This is a genomic window from Paradesulfitobacterium ferrireducens (assembly GCF_017310645.1).
Taxonomy (GTDB): Bacteria; Bacillota; Desulfitobacteriia; order Desulfitobacteriales; family Desulfitobacteriaceae; genus Paradesulfitobacterium; species Paradesulfitobacterium ferrireducens.
Genome location: NZ_JAFLRH010000007.1, coordinates 19,805 through 39,582, shown reverse-complemented (window position 1 = coordinate 39,582; position 19,778 = coordinate 19,805). Strand labels below are relative to the sequence as shown.

At 46.9% G+C, this 19,778-nt stretch carries 18 protein-coding genes; 2 read left to right on the top strand and 16 right to left on the bottom strand.

Annotated features, from left to right (window positions below; all coding sequences use genetic code 11):
• Positions 1 to 37 precede the first annotated feature (37 nt).
• The 9 genes from mutS to J0X21_RS02790 all read right to left on the bottom strand — a co-directional run bounded on the left by mutS (position 38) and on the right by J0X21_RS02790 (position 10,440).
• Entirely contained in the window at positions 38 to 2,578 is a 2,541-nt protein-coding gene (gene mutS, locus J0X21_RS02825; protein ID WP_206810382.1) for a DNA mismatch repair protein MutS, read from the bottom strand.
• 74 nt (positions 2,579 to 2,652) lie between these two features.
• A complete protein-coding gene (locus J0X21_RS02820; RefSeq protein WP_206810372.1) occupies positions 2,653 to 3,045 on the bottom strand; it encodes a YlbF family regulator in 393 nt (130 codons plus the stop codon).
• 39 nt (positions 3,046 to 3,084) lie between these two features.
• Entirely contained in the window at positions 3,085 to 4,458 is a 1,374-nt protein-coding gene (gene miaB, locus J0X21_RS02815; protein WP_407947622.1) for a tRNA (N6-isopentenyl adenosine(37)-C2)-methylthiotransferase MiaB, read from the bottom strand.
• A gap of 88 nt (positions 4,459 to 4,546) precedes the next feature.
• Positions 4,547 to 5,596 carry a sporulation integral membrane protein YtvI gene (ytvI, locus tag J0X21_RS02810; RefSeq protein WP_206810360.1) on the bottom strand — a complete coding sequence of 350 codons (1,050 nt, stop codon included), beginning with the start codon at positions 5,594 to 5,596 and terminating at the stop codon, positions 4,547 to 4,549.
• A gap of 13 nt (positions 5,597 to 5,609) precedes the next feature.
• A complete protein-coding gene (locus tag J0X21_RS02805) occupies positions 5,610 to 6,809 on the bottom strand; it encodes a D-alanyl-D-alanine carboxypeptidase family protein (RefSeq protein WP_206810647.1) in 1,200 nt (399 codons plus the stop codon).
• Between the two features lie 98 nt (positions 6,810 to 6,907).
• The gene (locus J0X21_RS02800) at positions 6,908 to 7,759 is read right to left on the bottom strand and encodes a DegV family protein (RefSeq protein WP_206810358.1); all 852 of its coding nucleotides are present in this window, start codon (positions 7,757 to 7,759) and stop codon (positions 6,908 to 6,910) included.
• A 236-nt stretch (positions 7,760 to 7,995) separates the two neighbouring features.
• The gene (locus J0X21_RS15875) at positions 7,996 to 8,118 is read right to left on the bottom strand and encodes a hypothetical protein (RefSeq protein ID WP_268939335.1); all 123 of its coding nucleotides are present in this window, start codon (positions 8,116 to 8,118) and stop codon (positions 7,996 to 7,998) included.
• 101 nt (positions 8,119 to 8,219) lie between these two features.
• Positions 8,220 to 8,636 (bottom strand): acyl-CoA thioesterase, encoded by a 417-nt coding sequence (locus J0X21_RS02795; RefSeq protein ID WP_206810356.1) that lies wholly within the window; start codon positions 8,634 to 8,636, stop codon positions 8,220 to 8,222.
• Between the two features lie 301 nt (positions 8,637 to 8,937).
• Positions 8,938 to 10,440 (bottom strand): peptidoglycan DD-metalloendopeptidase family protein, encoded by a 1,503-nt coding sequence (locus tag J0X21_RS02790; RefSeq protein ID WP_206810645.1) that lies wholly within the window; start codon positions 10,438 to 10,440, stop codon positions 8,938 to 8,940.
• Between the two features lie 245 nt (positions 10,441 to 10,685).
• On the opposite strand from J0X21_RS02790, the gene J0X21_RS02785 reads away from it, so the two are divergent.
• Complete coding sequence (locus J0X21_RS02785) at positions 10,686 to 10,862, top strand: DUF896 domain-containing protein (protein ID WP_206810354.1); 177 nt, start codon at positions 10,686 to 10,688, stop codon at positions 10,860 to 10,862.
• Here J0X21_RS02785 and J0X21_RS02780 read toward each other — a convergent pair.
• Positions 10,855 to 11,502 carry an MBL fold metallo-hydrolase gene (locus J0X21_RS02780; protein WP_206810352.1) on the bottom strand — a complete coding sequence of 216 codons (648 nt, stop codon included), beginning with the start codon at positions 11,500 to 11,502 and terminating at the stop codon, positions 10,855 to 10,857. The genes J0X21_RS02785 and J0X21_RS02780 overlap by 8 nt on opposite strands.
• 102 nt (positions 11,503 to 11,604) lie before the next feature.
• Positions 11,605 to 11,832, bottom strand: coding sequence for a hypothetical protein (locus J0X21_RS02775; RefSeq protein WP_206810350.1), 228 nt, complete (start codon positions 11,830 to 11,832; stop codon positions 11,605 to 11,607).
• A 158-nt stretch (positions 11,833 to 11,990) separates the two neighbouring features.
• On the opposite strand from J0X21_RS02775, the gene J0X21_RS02770 reads away from it, so the two are divergent.
• Complete coding sequence (locus J0X21_RS02770; RefSeq protein WP_206810349.1) at positions 11,991 to 12,203, top strand: hypothetical protein; 213 nt, start codon at positions 11,991 to 11,993, stop codon at positions 12,201 to 12,203.
• Between the two features lie 61 nt (positions 12,204 to 12,264).
• On the opposite strand, the gene pyk is transcribed toward J0X21_RS02770, so the two are convergent.
• From pyk to J0X21_RS02745, 5 genes are all read right to left on the bottom strand, one after another.
• The gene (gene pyk / locus J0X21_RS02765) at positions 12,265 to 13,995 is read right to left on the bottom strand and encodes a pyruvate kinase (protein ID WP_206810347.1); all 1,731 of its coding nucleotides are present in this window, start codon (positions 13,993 to 13,995) and stop codon (positions 12,265 to 12,267) included.
• 21 nt (positions 13,996 to 14,016) lie between these two features.
• Positions 14,017 to 15,027: a type I glyceraldehyde-3-phosphate dehydrogenase gene (gene gap / locus J0X21_RS02760; protein ID WP_206810345.1), complete on the bottom strand. Its 1,011-nt coding sequence runs from the start codon at positions 15,025 to 15,027 to the stop codon at positions 14,017 to 14,019.
• A 174-nt stretch (positions 15,028 to 15,201) separates the two neighbouring features.
• Complete coding sequence (locus J0X21_RS02755) at positions 15,202 to 16,329, bottom strand: PRK06851 family protein (protein ID WP_206810335.1); 1,128 nt, start codon at positions 16,327 to 16,329, stop codon at positions 15,202 to 15,204.
• A gap of 165 nt (positions 16,330 to 16,494) precedes the next feature.
• A complete protein-coding gene (locus J0X21_RS02750) occupies positions 16,495 to 17,673 on the bottom strand; it encodes an acetyl-CoA C-acetyltransferase (protein ID WP_206810333.1) in 1,179 nt (392 codons plus the stop codon).
• A gap of 23 nt (positions 17,674 to 17,696) precedes the next feature.
• On the bottom strand, positions 17,697 to 19,736 hold the full coding sequence (locus J0X21_RS02745) for a heterodisulfide reductase-related iron-sulfur binding cluster (protein WP_206810331.1): 2,040 nt from the start codon (positions 19,734 to 19,736) through the stop codon (positions 17,697 to 17,699).
• Positions 19,737 to 19,778 lie beyond the last annotated feature (42 nt).

The following is a 19,778-nucleotide window of genomic DNA, read 5'->3' as shown; positions in this document are numbered from 1 at the left end:
TATAAGTATCGCCTGAATATTGGGCGTGCGCCAGGAATTATAAAGTCTGTAGAGAATGCAAACGCTCCCGCACATCAAATAAATAAGCCAAGGCCTGCCGGGGTGTCATATCATCCACTTCCAAAGCGGCAATCTCTTGGAGTAACGGATGCAGCACCGGTTCATTAAAGAGACTGAACTGAGTCACTTTCCGGGGTTCTTGGTTCAGATGAGGCTGGCTGTCTTCAAATTCCAACAAAAGTGCCTTGGCTTTCCTAAGCAGGGACTCTGGAAGTCCCGCGATACGGGCGACTTGGATTCCATAGCTGCGGTCGGCGCGACCGGGCAGAATCTTATGCAAAAAGACGATTTCTTCCCCTTGTTCCTTGACCGCGACATGCAGGTTAAAAATCCCTTCCAACTTCTCCTCAAGCTGGGTTAATTCGTGATAATGGGTTGCAAACAAGACCTTAGCCGGCAAATTTTCGTTTAAATATTCAACGGCCGCCCAGGCGATGCTTAACCCGTCAAACGTTGCGGTTCCGCGCCCGATTTCGTCTAAAATGACCAGGCTCTTGACGGTTGCATGGCGTAAAATATGGGCGACTTCCTGCATTTCGACCATAAAGGTGCTCTGGCCGGACGCGAGGTCATCCGACGCGCCTACTCTGGTAAAAATTCGGTCCACCAGGGGAATTAAGGCCTGCCGGGCAGGGACGAAAGAGCCGATATGAGCCATGAGCACAATTAAGGCGACTTGACGCATATAAGTTGATTTTCCCGCCATGTTGGGGCCGGTAATGAGTGCCAGGTGATTCTGGGAATTGATATGAGTATCATTCGGGACAAATTCACCTGCCCCTAACATTTGCTCTACCACGGGGTGGCGGCCCTCCCGTATTTTCAGCTCATACCCCTCTCCCATCTCAGGGCGGATATAGTGGTAGCGTACTGCAACTTCGGCCAGACTGAGGAAAACATCGATTTCTGCCAAGGCGTGGGCCGCAGTTAAGATTTCAGCGGTATGGGCACGCACTTCCTCCCTAAGCTTAAGAAAAAGTTCATATTCCACCTGGATAAGCCGGTCTTGCGCTCCCAGAACTTTCTGTTCGTATTCTTTCAGGGCGGGCGTGATATAGCGTTCCGCGTTAGCCAAAGTTTGTTTGCGGATATAATCAGACGGGACCAGGTGTTGGTTGGCATGCGTCACTTCCAGGAAATAACCGAAGACCTTGTTATAACCTACTTTCAAAGAACGGATACCGGTACGCTCCCGTTCAACACTTTCAAGGCGGGCAATCCATTCCTTGGCCCCGGAAGCCAAGGTGCGCAGTTCATCCACTTCCTGGGAGTACCCGGCTTTGATTAAGTTCCCTTCTTTAAGAGAAACGGGCGGGTCTTCAATTAAAGCTTCTCTTAGAGTATGGGCGAGTCTGTCCAATCCCTGCAGGGATTGGCTCAGAACTTTAAAAAGCTTGGCTTGGCTGGTTTGCGCCAGTTCATTAATCTGAGGAAGCACGGCCAACGTCTGGGCCAGCGCCAGCAAATCCTTCGCGTTGGCGTTTCCAAAAGAAACCCGGGCGATTAGCCTTTCTAGATCGTATACTCCGCTTAGTAATTTAAATAGATCAGTTCGGATCAAAGAATCGTTTGTAAATTCTTCCACTGCGTTCAGCCTGCGTTCAATTTCCGAATGAACCAGCAGGGGCTGTTCGATCCAACGCCGTAGGAGCCTGCCTCCCATGGCCGTCTTGGTTAAGTCCAGCACGGAAAGCAGGGTTCCTTTTTTGCCAAAGCCCCTGAGACTTTCCGTCAGCTCTAAATTGCGCCTGCTCCAGGGGTCAAGAATCATCCACTGATCCTGGCGGTAATTCTGAATTTCAAGAATGTGGCTTGGATCCAGACCTGGGATATTTTCTTGGATATAGGTCCAGAGGTTTTCCGCTGCTTTGGCCCCCGCTGGAAGTTCGAGTAAGAGGCCGGCTTGAGCCGGAAAGCGCTCCAGCAAACCGCTGTTTTTACCGGTGATTTGGCGCACCGTACAGTAATATTTGGTCCAAAATTTATTACGTTGGTAGAGGTTAGGCGGCAGAACAATTTCTGCCGGGTGTACTCTTTCAATCTCGGAGACCACGGTTTCCCAATGCGGTGTCTGGAAAATGGAGAAGTCTCCAGTAGAAAGGTCAAGAAAAGCCAGTCCCCACTCGGTATCTCGAAAGACTGCGGTTAGGAAGACATTGCTTTTCTCGGGTTGGGAACTGTCAGTCAGGGTACCCGGTGTGATAATCCGGACAATCTCCCGTTTCACAATTCCTTTGGCCAGGCGGGGGTCTTGGACTTGCTCACAAATTGCCACTTTATATCCGGCATTGACCAGCTTCGTTAAATAGTGCTCCACGGCGTGAAAAGGAACCCCGCACATCGGAATTTTCTGTCCTTCGCCGGCGTCCCGGGCTGTTAAAGCAATTTCTAAGATAGGGGCGGCAAGTTCGGCGTCTTCCCCAAACATTTCATAGAAATCACCGAGACGGAAAAATAAAATGGCCTCCGGTGCTTGGGCTTTAATTTCTTGATACTGTAACATCATGGGGGTGGTCATGTTCTCTTTTACTCCTAAAAAAGGAAGAGCTTGTGCCCTTCCTCTAATCTTTTGTACGGGTTACAATTTTTTAATTAGCAGCCGCTGCAGGTAGCACACCCGTCGGTCCCGCACGTCGCCCCATCGGAACCCGACTCACCCGCGATGGCCTGAGCCAGAAGGGAATTCACGTAATCGAGCATTCCGGTAAACCGGTCTTGAGCCTCCATATAAGCTGCGATTAAATGGTTGTTTTCAACCTTTTGCTCAATCTCTGCCACTTTGTTACGGTCGACTTGGGTAATCTCTTTGCCCTCCCGCTGAAGTTCAGCCAAACTTTGCTGGGAATCTTGAAATTCCGCAATGATATCCTGGGCTTCCCGGTCCGCCAGCATCGCTTTCTCCGTTTCTCTCAGCTCCTTAAGTTCAGAAGAGCCAGCGATGGCATCGGCCAGAAGCTGAGCCTTTTCATATACATCAGAAGACATGAAAACACCTCCACCTTATTTAATTCTACATCAATGAAATTATTCCTGCTCTTTATGACCGTTATAGACAACTTCCCCTACTAAGGTCCAAGAACCGGCTTCCGTCATTTGCACCGGTATGAGTTTCCCTACCAGTTCGGAATCCCCGTTAAATACGACCAACTCATTGCCCCGGGTACGGCCGGTTAGACGCTCAGGATTAGTTTTACTGGGACCTTCCACCAAAACTTCATAAATGCGGCCCACCATCCGCTCCCGCCACTTAAGGCTGGCTTCCGTCTGGATTTTCATTAATTCTTGGAGCCGCCGTTTCTTAACATCCAAAGGAACCTGATCGGGCATCACCGCCGCAAGAGTTCCGCTGCGCTTGGAGTAAAGGAAGGTAAAAGCCTGTGAGTACTGGACCTGGCGCACTAAATCCAGGCTCTGGGCAAAATCGTCTTCGCTTTCTCCAGGGAAACCGACAATAATATCCGTGGTCAGACTGACATCGGGGATGATTTCTCGGATTTTTGCCACCCGGCTTAAATAGTATTCCCTTGTATATTGACGGTTCATGCTTTTTAGAATCGAATTACTTCCTGACTGCACCGGAAGATGAATGTGCTCGCACAGGTGCCGCCCCTGGGCAATCGATTCAATCAGTTTATCCGAGAGATCCTTGGGATGAGAAGTGGTAAATCTTACCCGGGCTAAGCCGGATATTTGGTCAACTTCCTGCAAAAGATCAGCAAAGTCATAGGTTGGAGTGAAATCTTGTCCGTAGGAATTCACATTTTGCCCCAAAAGCGTAACTTCCCGGCAGCCATTGGCAACCAAGTCCTTAATTTCCCCGATGATTTCTGCGGCAGGACGGCTTCTTTCCCGGCCGCGTACATGGGGCACAATACAATAGGTGCAAAAGTTATTGCATCCATACATGATATTGACAAAGGCACGCAGTTTTCCCTTTTCCCGGCGCGGAAGTTCGGTTATGGCCAAGGGGGTATCCACGACCTCCGCTATTTTCCCCTTGGCATGTGAGTGTTCAAGCATGGCCGGGAAATTGTGCAGGTTATGGGTTCCGGTCCAGATATCCACGTGAGGTGCACGTTTCTGCAGTTTGGCCAAAGCTCCGGGCTGCTGCACCATACACCCGCTGACTGCAATCTTTAAGTTGGGATTATTCTCTTTGAGCCGCTTAAGTTCTCCAATCTTGCCCAGAATCTTATTTTCAGCGCTTTCCCGGACGCAGCAGGTATTAATGATAATTAAGTCGGCTTCTTTCAATTCTTCAGTCGGTTTATACCCCAAGTCAGCGGAGAGGGTGGTCAGAGTTTCAGCATCCCGCTCCGACATCTGGCAGCCGAAAACAATGGTCGCTACTTTTTTGTCACTTTGATTATTACTCTTAGGCAATTTTGTCACTCCTATTTTACCGGAACTAATCATAATGTCTGCAATGTATTTCCCTATTATAGCTTATTAGCCGGAGAGGGACAAACTTTTCAATCCTGACTAATTATAAATCGTGAAAAACCCCTGCTTTTTGGAGGGATTTATAAGCAATCAGAATGAAAGGCCCTAGGATAAGGCCGATGATTCCGGTGGCTGCCAGCCCGATATACATGCTGATTAAGACAAAGAGTGGGTCAAGCCCGATATTGTCTCCAAGTATTTTAGGTTCAATAATGTGGCGCAGAGCGGATATGAGAACGGTTAAAAAAACCAGCTCCAGTGCCAGGATATTATTTCCGAGGATAAGAGCAATCGCAGCCCAGGGAATTAAAATTATTCCCACACCCAGTACGGGCAAAATGCCAAAGATCCCGGTGATGGTGCCAAGGATGATCGCATATTTTGCATGGAAAAGAATGAGTCCAATAATCGAGCAAGCTAAAGTAATTAGAAACACGATCAGTTCCGCTTTAATAAAGCCGGAAAAAGCGCGTGCAAAATCCCGGCCTAATTCTATTAAGCTCTCGCGCCACTCCTGCGGAAAAATACGGACAAAATCAGAGATATAGCGGGTACTTCCCTTAGCCATAAAATAGGTAGCCACTAAAGCGATGACTATGACAATTATTAATTCCGGAATGGCTACTGCTACTGAAATACCGGCTGTCAAGAAATTTGGAAACGAATTTAAGAATTCATTGACGACTTTCCTTACCGTTTCTACATAATCGGGAGGGAGTTTAAGGTACATGGTTTCGATTTTATTTAACCAAGTTGTCAAAAGTCCGGAAATGTACCGGCTATAAAAAGGCCAGTGAATATAAATATCTTGGATCTCACGGATAAAGCGGCTGATTAGCAGGGCAATAATTGCCCCCATCCCCCCCAATTCAACCACCATGGCCGTTAGAACAGAAAGGCCAACCGGCATCCTAAACTTTCGCATAAACCAATTCTTTAAAGGATTAATGGCCGCGGTCATAGTGAAAGCTAAAATAAAGGGTAGGAAGAGGTGGATATAATGCCCGATTAAATAAATCATTAAACCGATGACAATCCAAAAGAGAACAAACTTAATTGTTCTGATTAAAAAAGACTTGGTTACGTGATTCACGGATAAACCCCTTTCAACGCTTCGGATATTGATAGCGCTTGCTTAAGCGGGCAATAGTCCATAGCCCCAGGATGAAAACTCCAATGAAAATCAGCACTAATGAATATTTCAGTATACCTGCTGATTTGGGTAAAGAAACTTTCCGTGCAGCCATAAGGGGAATTTTCTGTAAGAGCTGTTGCCCTTGCCAGACTTCTAAATTGGCCAGGATTTGTCCTTGCTCAACTTCTTGAACCTGAAACGAAAGAGGAATGACATTTAAACGTAAAACCGGAGCCGGCTCTCCTTTTTTGGAGGTTACAATGATAGGAGAGCCCAAAATTAAGTCGACCGTATCTTTGCCAACCAACATACTTGAAATTGCAGTTCCTGAAGGTTTATACACGGAGTTATCATATTCATTAAAACCATAATCTAAGAGGTTTTGCATATCATTATAAATCTCCCCGCCAGGAGATTTAAGAATCACTCCGATGATCTGGCGGCCATTACGGGTCGCTGAAGCGACCAGGCAATTCTCAGCCTGAGTGGTATACCCGGTTTTCACGCCGTCAACCGAAGGATCGCGCCAAAGCAGCTTATTCTCATTGAACATTTCGACCGGTACATTTTCGGCAGAACGCGGAATGACTTTGGATTTGGTTTTGACATACCTGACAAAATCCGGATTCTTGAGCGCCGTCCGCGTAATCAATGCCAGATCCCGGGCTGTCGTCAGGTGACCTTCTTCATTGAGACCGCTGGGGTTTTTAAAAGTAGTATGTTCAGCTCCTATTTCTTTAGCCTTTTGATTCATTAGCTTAACAAAAGTGTCGACATCTCCCCCGATATATTCGGCGATCGCTACGGCCGCATCATTGGCTGAGTTTAGCAGGAGTGCGTAAAGCAGGTTATCCAAACTCATGACTTCTCCGGGCTCTAAGTAGATCTGAGTGCCATACACCAGTTTACTATTGAGCATAGTGGGAGAGGCAACGACAGGGTCGCTCAATTTCCCTTTTTCAATGGCCAGAAGAGCGGTCATTATTTTGGTGGTACTGGCCGGCGGTAATACTTGGTCAGGATTCTTGGCGTAGATAGTTTGCCCGGATTGCACATCAATCAGAATAGCGGCCTCTCCGCGCACTTCCGGCTTAGTTAGGGCATAGGCCGGGGAAACTCCAAGCATTAAAGAGATAAGACAAAGGATGATGATTAAACTTTGCTTGACCATTGCTGCCAAATAATTGTGTCCTCCCTATTTTATCCCCGTTGGGGATAAGTTCAACTTATTTCAGATGGGGTTAAAACCCCATCTGAAATAAGTTTCCTTTATACGCGCTTTGAGACTGGGTAAAAAAGGGCGACCGTACCCGGTCCGGTATGGCTGCCAATAATACAACCGATTTGGCTTACCCATACATCTTTCACAGGTATGCGGCTGCGAATTTCTTCTTCCAAAGTCAGAGCATCTTCCGGACAATTTGAATGCGAAATAGCGATGATTTCCGGCTCGGAATCTTTTACTTCCTGTTCCATAATCTCTACTAATTTGCGAATGGCGGCCCGGCGGGAACGAACCTTGGCAAACGGCTCGATTTTACCGTCTGGGGTGATGTGCAGGATCGGTTTAATATCCAGCAGCCCTCCAATAAAACCGGCGGTTTTACTGACCCGTCCTCCTTTTACTAAATAATCAAGGGTATCTAAGGTAAAGACATAGCGCATTCTCTGTATTTTTTCTAAAATAAACCGTTCAGCGTCTTCCCAGGAATGATACGAATTAATTTCAGCCGCAACCTGAAGGGCTAACAGGCCGTATCCGAAACTTGCCCCCAGACTGTCTATCACGTGCACGCGGTCCGGCTGAGAACACATATCGCGCGCTAAAAAGGCACTGGATACAGTCGAACTCAGGCCGGAAGAAAGATGAATGGCGACTACCTCATTGCCGCCCTTTAACGCTTGTTCATAGCGGTCGAGTAAATCCTTGAGATTCGGTTGTGATGTTTTAGGCAGAATTTGTAATGAGGAGAAAAGGGGGTAAAAGTTTTCAGGAAACAGGTCTATTCCTTCTAAATAGGTCTTATCATCAATCGTTACCGGCATGGGCACAATCAAGACCCGATCCGCATATTTGGGCGGAATATCTGCGGAACTGTCAACCACTACAGTATAAGGCATAAAAATACCCCCTTTTTCATACAATCAATTCATAATTATTCGGGACAAACCCAACGTTCTCCTGCTAGCCTTACCTGAAAACCAGAGGATATTCAATTTCAAAATGAAGGTTTGGAATAAAATTAAAAGAATGAATACAAGGAAAAAAGATTTCCGAACAAAAAAAAGAATGTCCGTAACAAGTGGTAGGACATTCCGCTGTACAAATTGTGTATGGAGATTATCTGCACGAAGAATCACGTGCCGAGATTCTGTACAATGACATTCATCCCTGAAATGGCTAAAAAACGAGGAAGTTCTTGTTTCCGAACAAGGCGATAGTTAACCTCTTCTCCTTCAATCCAAGTGACAAGAAACATAGAATTCCCTTCTTTCGGGCATTTAGTATCTTGTATACATAATACTACGATAACCTGAAAAAAACAAGAGACCTTTGAGCAAATAATCTAAAAATTTGGCTCTATTTCTGAGCCGACAAAACTTTTTCTACTTCAGTCCAGATGGGATAGCTGCGGGCATCGGTTAGGCGTCCTTCCTTATTGATAAAGAGGTGCCGGGTACTGCCCTCAGCCAATAAAAGCTGATCACGGTGTATTTTGTATGAGAAGGTAACTTTCCGCGATGATATTTCTTCTACAACGGTAGTAATCGTTAATTCCTCATCGTAGCGGGCCGGTTTACGATAAAGGCAAGTCGCTTCGATGACGGCTAAGCCCAAACCTTGTTCTTCGAATAGAGTATAAGGCAGTCCAAGTTGCCGAAAAAGCTCAGTCCTCCCTACCTCAAACCAAATTAAATAGTTCGAGTGATAGACAATTCCCATTTGATCGGTTTCGGCATAACGCACTTTAATGGTGGTTTTTCCGGATAAATCCATAAGTTCCTCCTGTTATTTGCTTGGATTCCTTGGCAAGCAGCCTTCAGCGTCAAATTATTTTTATGGACAGAGATTATCTTAGCATATCAGAAGTATAGCCTCGAAGGTGCATAAGTGCAACTAAACAAGTGCGTTAGTCCTCCACGGACTAACGGGCTTCCGCCTGCGCCTGAAAGGCTAACAAGTGCGTTACTGCAACTGGCAGTAACGGGCGCAAGCCATGTTTTCTTTACCAGAAGAAAACGAAGAGCGCCGCCGCGGCGCTCATGGAAATAAAGTTTTTAGTTGCACCAGTACTAAGTTAACGTAAGTATTTAAGCGGATTGACAGTATCCCCGTTAATAATGACCTCAAAATGTAAATGTGGGCCCGTAGTATTTCCTGTCGTACCGACCGTACCAATGGTCTGTCCTTTAGTTACCTTTTGTCCCGGTGATACAAGAAGTTTGGAGGAATGGGCATAGCGGGTGACGACTCCATTACCGTGGTCAATCAAGATCATTTTCCCGTATCCTCCGCTCCACCCTGCGCTGATGACCGTACCGGCAGCAGCTGCTTGGTAGGGATCCCCCGTGTCTCCTTCAATATCCAGCCCGGTATGGAATCCGCGGGAGCGGTAGCCATAATATGAACTAATATGTCCTCCCAAAGGCCAGCTTAATCCGCCAACCTGCCCGGAACCTCGGGATGCGCTATAGTTTGAGGCAACTTGTACGACGGCAGGACCTTTCGCCACGATCTGATTGACGGCGGGAGTAAGTATTTTTTCATCTAAAACGGTCTTAGTAACCTCTTTACCGTTTTTTTGTTCGTAAGCATACGTTACTTCCTTAACCCCGTCACTGCCTTCCTGTACGATTTTAGACTGACCGGAAGCAACCGAAGTATCCGTTTTGGTAACCACATCAAAAGGAATGGTTTCTTTGCCGGTAAATACCCCTTTACTAAGAACGGTCAGATATGGTTTCACACTAACTAGCTTGATTTTTTGTCCAGGCTGTAAAATCGTGTCTTCGGTTGTCCCCGGATTTCCCGCCAGTACTTCTTTGGTTTTCATATCATTCTTGCGAGCAATAAGCCACCAAGAATCGTATTCTTCTACGGTATATTCCGTAACGCTTGTTCTTCCGTCAAATAAAAGTTGCTTAACCTCTTCGGCAGTATTGACCTCTTCAGGCTGAACCTCAACTGCATCAGATTCTACTGACTCTAAGAATTCAACAGAGGAAATTTTATTAAATTCACTCGGTTTAGTATAATAGTCCTGATAGTCTTTCAGAACTTGTTCAAGCTCTTCTTTACTGGGTAAAACGGCTAAGGCTTCCCCTGCAACCGTTAATTTGTAGCCGTCTAAATAAGTATTTAATTTTTCCCCGAGTTGATTTTGAGTCAGCGCTTGTTCCCAAAACTCTCCTTTTTTTACACGGGTATTGATGTACTCAATTTGATCATGAGTTTTGGCTATGGTATGAACGGCTTGTCCGCGTTCCTGCAATATTTTTTGCACTAAAGCTTGTCCTGCTTCTTTACTCTTAACGATCCCCACTTTTTGCCCGTTGACTACAAGATAAGCAGCAGCGGTGGTTTGGTTAAGGTATACAATACCTATGGTAAGAGCAATGAGCACCGTGAAAATGGCAGTTAATACTTTCGGTGACTTCCAGGAAATACTCCGGAAGGGTGTCAAACTTTTGGCTTTTAAAAGCAAACTCTTAAGCTTCTGACTCCCCCCGGACACAATCCTGGGCAATGACCGGAGCTGATTAAAATTAAGTCTATCCTTCAAGTGAGTGAATATTTTCATTTTTGCTAAACTGGAATCCGGTCTTTGCGATCTAAGCTCTTTTTGATTAAACGCTTTTATTTTGCTTGAATCTTTTTTTATTGACTTAGATTGCTTTAGTCTTCTTTTTTTCATTCGTTCCCCCTTTCACTCGACAAACCGCTCTCCCCTATTATAACATTAAGTTAGGTTAATAGAAAACCAAAATTATACGATTAAACCTATCTATGCTATACTAGTTAAATAAAACTTAAAGGAGAGGTTAAATGATACAGCTAGAAATTAACGCCGTTATTGCAAGAATCAACGAATTATCGTCGAAACAGCGCACTCAGGGCTTAGAGGCATGGGAACAGGCAGAGCAAGAAGCCCTGCGCCAGGAATATTTAACCTTTATTCGCGGACAAGTTCGCCAGACCCTCAATCGAGTCGAGTTTACTTAATCTTAAAATGGTCAAGCCAACGAGCGGACGCCGCTGTAGCCGGTCCATGGCCCGGCAATATCCAGCGCAATGGGTATTGTATCAGTTTCTGTACCGATTCCATTAGTTTATGCTTGTCCCAGGTAAAAAAAGCAGGGGCTAAGCGGATATTTCCCCCTTGGAAGAGATCCCCTACGATTCCCACACCATTTCGGTATAGGGCAATATGACCGGGGGTATGCCCCGGAGTATGGATGATTTCCCATTCGCAAAAATTGTCTCTATCTTGGAGCGGTATAACCTTGAGCGGATATGTAAGCTTACCGTGAAGAGGCCGTACCAGCAACGGGAGCCAGCGTTTCAGCCCCGGACGGATAGCCTGTCCGCTGATATATGGAATTTCAAGCTCATGGGCATAAAGTTCAACTCCAGTAAGTTCTTGTAAGGCGGCCGCACTGCCTACATGATCTACATCATAATGCGTCAGTAGGATTCCCCTTAAATCCTGGGGCTTAATTCCTGTTTGTTTGAGGAAATTGATGATTGCCTTTTCCTGACCGGGGAGACCTGTGTCCACGATAAAAGGTTCCGGATCAGTGACCAGAAAACAATGGCTTCCTTTCACTTGTTCAATAAGGTGTATCCCATCTGTGATTAGCAAGTACCTACCCCCATTTTAGTAAAATGCTGTTATTCTGGTCAATGAGGAATAACAGCATTTTATACATCAAATCAATATTTATTTTGTTCGACAAGGGTATAGCTAATTCCTGTCGGAGCTCTTTTGTTCTTCAAATTTAGTCTGAGTATCAAGGAAAATCTTACGAAACTCACGGCTGCTGGTGGTAATATACTCGGTGAATAATCTTTTGCCGCACTTGCGGCAAAAGAGTTTAATTTGGTTGCTGATGGCATCCCGCCGGTACTCAATGAAAGATTCATCCACGTGCTCGTAGCCGCAGCGACAAAGAAGCCGTGCATGTATGCTCATTGTTTCCACCTCAGTTTGATTTCTGAGCCAATTTTATCATACTTTAAAAGTATTTGTGAAGTTTTGAACTTAATAAAAATAGTTATACTTATATAAGAGAATAAAATAAAAGGTTATTGGTTCATACTAAGGCCAAGCAGATAAAGGAGGGGATTGTATTGCCAGAACGCATTTTAAAGTATGGTGGAGTAAAGATTAGAAATCTTGTTCCGCCGGTTAAAATAAATCGGTTTGTGAACCAGTTACCAGACGATAGAAAAGAATCGCTCTTTGAGATAGCCTCAGAGCTTGAACAAGAGGGTATGATTCAAGTACTGAATGAACGTTCGCATAGCACGATTGACAAAGATTTGGTCGATGACCAGGCGTAGCGAAAAACCGGCAGCGTGAGAGTGCTGCCGGTTTTTCGCTCAACCATGTTATACATGCTGCTTATAGGATAGTTACAACCCCGTCATAGATTACTCCTGCCATAGCGTCCACCGTTATGAGCTGACCGTCGTTTAATTTGGTCATAATTCCTTTGGCACCCACGATCGCAGGAATTCCATACTGTAAGGCTGCAATGGCTGCGTGCGAGGTCAGCCCGCCTTCTTCAACGACAAGCCCTCCGGCTTTGGCAATAAGCGGGATGAATTCACTGTCAGTGTGATCGGCAACAAGTATTTCCCCGGGTATAATGGTTTCAGAAGCAAAATTTAGCAGGCGTGCTTTGCCGGATACTGATCTGCGTCCGATTCCGGTCCCTTTGGCCAACACGTTGCCGACGACTTGCACTTTGATCATGTTAGTGCCGCCCACTTTCCCTACAGGAACTCCGGCTGTAATCACTACCGTATCCCCTGTCGTGAGCAGTTTCTTGGTTAGGGCTGCGTTGACGGCAGTTGAAAGAAGTTGATCCGTACCGGAACTTTCTTCAACTAATATGGGTTCTACCCCCCACTGCAGGGATAAGCGTTTAGCCGTTGAGGGAAACGGTGTGGCGGCAATGAGCAGTGATTTAGGACGGTATTTGGAAATCATCCGTGCCGTTAATCCTGACTGAGTCGGAGTCAGGATGGCTGAAGCGTCTAAATCTCCCGCGATCGTGTAGCTGGCATAACTGATGGCTTCCGCAACATTTAATTGGGGATGGCGCGTTGCACGCCTTCCCCAATATTCTTTCTCAGCTGTACGCGCAATCCGATCCATCATTTTTACGGCTTCAATCGGGAATTGTCCGGCCGCCGTCTCGCCGGAGAGCATAATGGCATCCGTGCCGTCGAGAATCGCATTCGCCACATCACTGGCTTCGGCCCTGGTAGGTCTTGGCTGGCGAATCATAGAGTCAAGCATTTGGGTTGCCACGATGACCGGTTTCCCAAGGAGATTGGCTTTATGGATCATTTCTTTTTGATAAAGCGGCACTTCTTCAACCGGAATCTCAACTCCCAGATCCCCGCGCGCTACCATAAGCCCATCCGCTACTTCCAAGATTGAATCAAGGTTCTCTATTCCCTCCCTGCTCTCAATCTTAGCGATAATATGGATATCCCCTCCGTTTTCTTCAACCACGCGCCGGACGGCTAAAATGTCTTCCGCTTTTCTGGTAAAAGAAGCTGCAATAAAGTCAAGATCATGCTTAACCCCGAAAGCAATGTCTTCTTTATCCTTTTCCGTGACAGCGGGAAGCTGGATAGGTGCACCGGGTACATTAACCCCTTTTTTGGATAGAAGAACTCCACCGTTGCGCACCACGGTCTGAATCATATGTTCGCGCGCGTCTATGATTTCAAGATCAATCTGCCCGTCATCAATTAAGATATGCATCCCTGGCTCTACTTCGCGCCAAAGCTCCGGGTAAGTGATGCTGATTCTGTTCTGATTTCCTTCTTCCGGATTTGTGTCCAGACTGAAATGGTCACCATACATAAGGGTAATCCCCGGCGCCGGAGCGATACCGGTCCGAATCTCAGGACCCTTGGTGTCCAGTAAAATCGCCAAATGTTTGTTGGCCTGGGCTGCTTCTGCTTTGAGCAAGGAAATGCGTCGTTCATGTTCCTCATGGGAACCGTGAGAAAAATTTAGGCGCGCAACATCCATTCCCGCCTTTAGGAGTTCTTGAATTCGTTCGCGGGAATCTGTTGCAGGTCCAATGGTGCATACAATTTTTGTTCTTCTCATCTAACCCTTCCCCTAATCTTTTTACAGGCCTTGAGCACTCATGTACAGGAGTAAATCAATAATCCGGTTGGAATAGCCCCATTCATTGTCATACCAAGAAAGCACTTTCACCATCTTATCCCCCATCATCATGGTAGACAAGCCGTCTACGATGGAGCTGGCGGGATTTCCGTTAAAGTCATGAGATACCAGGGGCAACTCGGTATACTCAAGATATCCTTTGAGTTGACCTTCAGCTGCTTGTTTTAGTTTGGCATTCACTTCATCTTTGGTGGTAGCGCGGGACAGGTTTACAACCAAGTCAACTAAGGAAACGTTCGGAGTAGGAACTCGTACAGCCAACCCGTTAAGCTTTCCTTTTAACTCCGGCAGTACCAGCTCAACAGCCTTAGCAGCCCCGGTTGTGGTGGGAATCATGGATTGGTAAGCAGCCCGCGCGCGGCGCCAGTCTTTATGCTCTAAGTCCAAAATCCGTTGATCATTGGTGACAGAGTGAGTAGTAGTCATCATGCCCTGTTCAATTCCAAATTCCTGCATCAGAACCTTCGCGACCGGGGCTAAACAGTTGGTCGTGCACGAGGCGTTTGAAACAATATGATGGTTTTTCGGATCGTACTTTGTCTCGTTTACTCCCATGACAATTGTAATATCCTCGTTTTTGGCCGGTGCGGAAATAATCACTTTTTTGGCCCCGGCATTAAGGTGTTGCTGGGCAGCCTCACGGTTGGTAAAGCGGCCGGTAGACTCAATGACAATATCTACTTCTAATTGGCCCCAGGGTAGATTTTCCGGATTCTTCTCAGAGATGAGTTGGATTTTTTGTCCTTTAGCTATCATGGAGTTCCCGTCAAGTTCAACGCTATACGGCAAGATTCCGTGAACGGAATCATATTGGTAGAGGTGAGCTAATAAATCAGGATTCCCCAAGTCGTTGATGGCTACGATTTCGATGGGAGCGGATTTAGCCAAAGCGGCACGCAAAGATAAACGACCAATGCGGCCAAACCCATTAATTGCAACTTTTACGGTCATAATCAGACATCCCCTTTATTTTTTATTCGAAATTAATATTCTGCGCAGATGATTAAATTCCTGCAGGGTTAAAATATATCCTGGGATTTGGCTTTCTATAGATTACCCCAAAAAGAAAAAAACTTGCAATTATATAAAATAATTGCAAGCCAATAGGCAATGGATAGTTGATACCTAAACTTGGTTTCCGGTAATTTTAGTTACCGCAATAGCCTGTTCAGGCATCGAGAGTATTTGTTGCAAGACAGAAATGCGCTTTTGGTCTATGGCTGCAAAATCCATGGCCGGAATATAATATGTTTCCATCAAATCATGCACTTGTTTAGCCTGTTTAGAATTTTTAAGCGCTCTCTGGATATGCTGGTTAACCCGCCGGCGGCAGTCGTCGATATCTTCCTCATAACGCCCTAAGAGAGTTTGATTCAGGCTTTGGTTAAAATCGAGCTCAGTGATTTTACCCTTAAATGCCGGAGAATAAGAATATGGTTCGGAAGTAATCACTAAGGCCGTTTCGATTTCAGGGATAATCACTAAATCAATCTGAGTGGGGTCAAGGGTGTTGTGATAAATTTCGACGAATAAACCGTAAGCATGGGCGCGCGCAGCAATTTGAGAGAGGAAGGTAGACTTGCCGCTTCCGGGATCGCCTTGAAGGGTGTACAGGGTACTGATTCCATTTAAGAGGCTGTCAATAAACTGGGTCTTCCCTTGCGGAGTATGGGCCCAGGCAAACAAATGCCGTTCTTCCCCATGTCCTACGGGAGTCATTTTAAATAGTTCCCGCTCAACGCGCAAAAGCATTTGGTCAATGACCGACCAATTTTGACAGGCTTCCGTGTAAAATCCCCACTCAACCAGAGCGATCTTGGCTTCGGACAGGGCAAAATAAGCACTCTTGAAATAGCGGCTGATTTGATAATTGCTATCCATAATTTCCTGTTTGGATTTGCGCATCATATCTTCGTTCCAATACTCTCCTAAATTAATGATTTCATCTACCGCACCCGGATTTTTGGGATCAACGATGTGAGGAGCTGTACCGTCCAGCAAAGCAACTCCCAACTTCGGGATCACGAGCCCGTCAATGGAATTGTTATCCGAAGAACAGCAATGGTACTCAAGGTCGTAGCCAAACTGCTGCATCGCATCCCCTATCTTTTTCATAAAGGTCGATTTTCCAACTCCCGGGCCGCCTTTGATCACATAGATATGTTGGGCATTCGGTTCGATGATATAGTTGTAATAAGAAAAAAACCCTTGATAAGTAACCGCTCCTGGAAACATCTTTCGCACATGTGACATCCTTTTCTCTCCTTTCGCCTGATGGCATTCTTCGCAGAACATATGTATTCAGCAAGGAAGCAAGAAGTTACAGAATGGACTCAAAAAAATAGAACCCGTAAACGGGTTCTATCAAAAGCTATGATTAAAGTGTGGAGATAGTTACGATTTATGCAATTACAATTCTTATCGTTCCACAATCATGGCGATCCCCTGTCCGCCGCCAATGCAAAGGGTCGCGAGTCCGCGGCGTGCTTCCTGACGCTTAAGCTCATACAGCAAGGTTACAAGGATCCGGGCTCCGGAGGCTCCGATGGGGTGCCCCAAAGCAATGGCTCCCCCGTTGACATTGGTTTTATCCAGGTCAAGCTTAAGTTCTTTCACAACTTCTAACGCTTGAGAGGCAAAGGCTTCGTTTGCTTCAACCACGTCGATGTCTTTAATATTGAGTCCGGCCTTGGCTAAAGCTTTGCGTGTCGCCGGAATGGGTCCGGTTCCCATAATCAAGGGATCAACCCCGGCGGAAGCCCAGGAGGTAATGGTTGCCAGGGGGGTCAGCCCGAGCTCTTGTGCTTTTTGCTTAGACATCACCACGACTGCCGCTGCACCGTCATTAATACCAGAGGCATTCCCCGCAGTGACCGTTCCGTCTTTCTTGAATGCCGGGCGCAGTTTGGCTAATGCCTCCGGGGTTGTGCCGAAGCGCGGGAACTCGTCCTGCTTGATCACGACCGGATCCCCTTTTTTCTGGGGAATCACGACCGGAACGATTTCCTCTTCGAATTTCCCGCCGTTAATCGCAGCCTCAGCACGATTCTGGCTGGTTGCAGAAAATTGATCCTGTTCCTCCCTGGAAATACCGAACTGTTCCGCGATATTCTCGGCGGTAATTCCCATGTGAATGTTATGGAAAGCGTCGGTTAAACCGTCAACAATCATGGTATCGACAAAGGTGTCATTGCCCATACGATATCCGAAACGGGCCTTCGGCAAAGCGTAAGCAGCCTGGGACATGCTTTCCATGCCGCCGGCCACAATAATATCGGCATCTCCGGCAAGAATTGCCTGGGCTGCGCAGACAACCGCTTTCAGCCCGGAACCGCAGACCTTGCTTACCGTCCACGCCGGAACTTCTTGCGGTACTCCCGCTTTCATTGAGGCTTGCCGGGCGGGATTTTGTCCCTGGGCACCGGAGAGGACATTTCCCATAATGACTTCTTCGACTTGCTCGGGAGCCAGGCCGGCTCTCGCAATCGCTTCTTTGATAACGATGGAGCCTAATTCTACTCCGGAAATCTGTCCGAAAGCCCCTCCGAAAGAACCGACGGGGGTACGGGCTGCACTGACGATTACTATGTCATTCATTCATCTCTTCCTCCTTACAAGCTTTAGAGCGCTTGCTCCAGAATTTCCGCAATATCCAAAGCCTTCACTTGGTCTCCTGCTTCTTTTCCGGCTATGCCGTCATTAATCATGGTCAAGCAGAACGGGCAAGCTGTTCCGATCAGGTCAGGAGACAGCGCCAGGGCTTCATCTGTACGCATGACATTGATGCGCTCTCCCTCATGTTCTTCAAGCCACATGCGGCCGCCGCCGGCACCGCAGCAAAAACTTTTTTCCCTGGTATGGGCCATCTCTTTTATATCCAATCCGACTGCCTTCAGGAGTTCGCGCGGCTGCTCATAAATCTCGTTATAGCGGCCCAGATAGCAGGAATCATGGTAGGTTACCGTCTTCCCGTGACCTTTGGTTAACTTAAGCTTTCCTGAATTCATCAGTTCTTTCAAGTATTCCGTATGGTGCACGACCTCAAATTCTCCGCCGAATTGCGGGTATTCATTTTTGAGGAGATTGAAGCAGTGTGGGCACTGGGTCAGGATCTTCTTCACGCCGTACCCTTTCATGACTTCAATGTTCTCAGTAGCTAAGGAATAGAATAGGTATTCATTTCCCAGTTTGCGGGCAGAATCTCCGCAGCATTTCTCTTCGTTTCCGAGAATGGCAAAATTGACATTGGCGGCTTGCAAGAGTTTAACCAAGGCTGCAGAAACTTTCTGGTTGCGGGCGTCAAAGGCACCGGAGCAGCCGGGCCAGTAAAGGATTTCCGCCTCCGGATTTTCCTCGTAGGTTTTTACCCCCAGACCGGTGAGAAAATCGGCCCGTGTGCTCCAGCCGATACCCCAGGGGTTGCCGTTATTCTCCATATTGCGGAAGGCCAATTGGGCTTCGGACGGGAAACGGCTCTCCATTAAGACCAGATTGCGGCGCATGTCGATGGTTTTGTCCACGTGCTCGATAAATACCGGACACTGCTGTTCACAGGAACGGCAGGTTGTGCAGGCCCAAAGGTCGTCTTCCGGAATGACTTCCCCGATCAGAGCCCGCCCGGTCCATTCTTCCGCACTTTCAGCAGCTGCTGCGGCTTCCTCAGCGCCTTGTACCGCTACCGCTTTCTTCTTGGCCTCTTTCAGGGCGGCACCGGTCTCTTCCATTAAGACCCGCATATCTTGAATCACGCGTTTCGGGCTTAGGTGTTTCCCGCTTAAATAGGCAGGACAGTTATCCTGGCAGCGTCCGCAGCGCAGGCACACATCCGTATTAAAGAGAGTTTTCCAGGAAAACTCACGCAGCTGGCTTTTGCCATAGGTTTCGATGCTTTCATCTTCAAAATCTATGATTTCCGGAATTCCGATAGGGCCGCGTTTGCGCATGAATTGGTTGACCGGACCCAGGATGATGTGGAACAGTTTGGAGTACGGGAAATACGCCACAAAACCCATCGCTAAGATCAGGTGGAACCACCATAAGAAGCGATGGAAAGCCAGAAGCTGGGATTCATTGAACATAGCTTGCAGAACGGATGCAAGCCATTGACCGACAAAACCCCAGGAAGACCAGGGATCCGGCTTAGCAGCCATGCGGGCTCCCTCAATCAAGAAACCGGTGAACAAAAGAACAAATAATAACAAGAGCATAATGGCATCATCCGGTTTGTTGTCAAGGCGGTTTGGCCGCTGGACATAACGCCTGAAAGCGGCAACCACAATCCCTATTAAGGCAAGCAGACCGAAAAGATTGGATGTAAATTTAACAAATAAATAAACCCCTCCCTGGAAAACCGGGAGTTTGAAATCGGCTTGCAGGGTAATGATGGCAGTCGCGATAAATAAGAAGACAAAGCCCCAAAAAATAGCAAAATGCATGATGCCCGGGTATGCGTCTTTGAGAATCCGTTTATGGCCAAAGCCATAGGCCAAGACATCCTTGATTCCTTGGCCGATATCCTGCCAGCGGTTTTCCGGCTGTCCCAGTTTCCATAACTGGATCCGTTGGTACACTCCGTACCCGAAAATCGCCAAGGCAATAATAAAGAAGGCATAAAGCCAGTGTTCACCTTCAATATTCCAATACACTTCACGTGTAGGCATTGCAGTTTACTCCTTCCCCTCATTAGAGCGAAGCGCCGCAAG